Source organism: Enterobacter sp. 342 (genome assembly GCF_036663495.1).
In the GTDB taxonomy this organism is placed as follows: Bacteria; Pseudomonadota; Gammaproteobacteria; order Enterobacterales; family Enterobacteriaceae; genus Enterobacter.
In genome coordinates, this window is sequence record NZ_JAWUEI010000104.1 from 1 (window position 1) to 1285 (window position 1285).

General features: G+C 59.3%; 1 protein-coding gene. It reads left to right on the top strand.

Going from position 1 to position 1285, the window contains the following annotated elements:
* Window positions 1-89: 89 nt before the first annotated feature.
* Window positions 90-1232 (top strand): IS481 family transposase, encoded by a 1143-nt coding sequence (locus V6E55_RS25430; protein WP_442881661.1) that lies wholly within the window; start codon window positions 90-92, stop codon window positions 1230-1232.
* The last annotated feature ends 53 nt before the right edge of the window (window positions 1233-1285 follow it).

Below are 1285 nucleotides of genomic sequence, written 5' to 3' on the forward strand. Positions count from 1 at the left end.
TGTACAGTCCGGGGACATGGTGAACACTTGTTCGGGGACATGGTAGACACTTACAACTAAGGCATAAGAACCCGTTAATGGAGTCGCTTATGCCCTGGGATGCGAGAGATACCATGTCATTACGTACCGAGTTTGTTTTGTTCGCCTCGCAGGACGAGGCGAACATCCGTTCGCTCTGCCGTCGCTACGGCATTTCCCCTGCCACCGGCTATAAGTGGCTTCAGCGCTGGGCTGAGGAAGGCGCCTCCGGACTTCAGGACCGGCCCCGTACTCCCCTTCGTTCCCCGAACCGCTCATCTGACGACGTCACTGCCCTGCTGCGTATGGCACATGAACGCCATGCACGCTGGGGAGCCCGCAAGATTAAGCGCTGGCTGGAAGACCAGGGACACCCTATGCCTGCCTTCAGCACCGTCCATAATCTGATGGCCCGTCACGGTCTGCTGCCGGGCGCTTCACCGGGCATTCCCGCCACGGGGCGCTTCGAACATGATGCCCCGAACCGGCTCTGGCAGATGGATTTCAAGGGCCACTTTCCTTTTGGCGGTGGCCGCTGCCATCCGTTCACTCTGCTGGACGACCACTCCCGTTTTTCCCTGTGCCTCGCATCCTGTACCGATGAACGGCGTGAGACTGTGCAGCAGCACCTGGTCAGCGTGTTTGAACGCTACGGCCTGCCGGACAGGATAACCATGGACAACGGTTCACCGTGGGGCGACACCACCGGCACCTGGACGGCACTGGAGCTGTGGCTGATGCGCCACGGTATACGGGTGGGGCACTCCCGGCCGTATCATCCGCAGACGCAGGGCAAACTGGAGCGTTTTCACCGCAGCCTGAAGGCGGAAGTGCTGCAGGGGAAGTGGTTCGCGGACAGCGGTGAACTGCAGCGTGCCTTTGACCACTGGCGGACGGTCTATAACCTTGAACGCCCGCACGAGGCGCTGGATATGGCCGTACCAGCCACGCGGTATCAGCCGTCTGCGCGGCAGTACAGCAGCAACATAGCGGCACCGGAATATGACGAAGGGGTGATGGTCAGGAAAGTGGATATCAGCGGTAAGCTGAGCATCAAAGGAGTCCGCCTGAGTGCAGGAAAGGCGTTCAGGGGAGAACAGGTCGGGCTGAAGGAGACGCAGGAGGATGGCTGCTATGAAGTGTGGTGGTACAGCACGAAAGTGGGGGTGATCGACCTGAGGAAACAGTCGATCACCATGGGTAAAGGATGTTAAAAAGTGTTCACTATGTCCCCGAACACCTGTCTACCATGTCCCCAGACTGTACA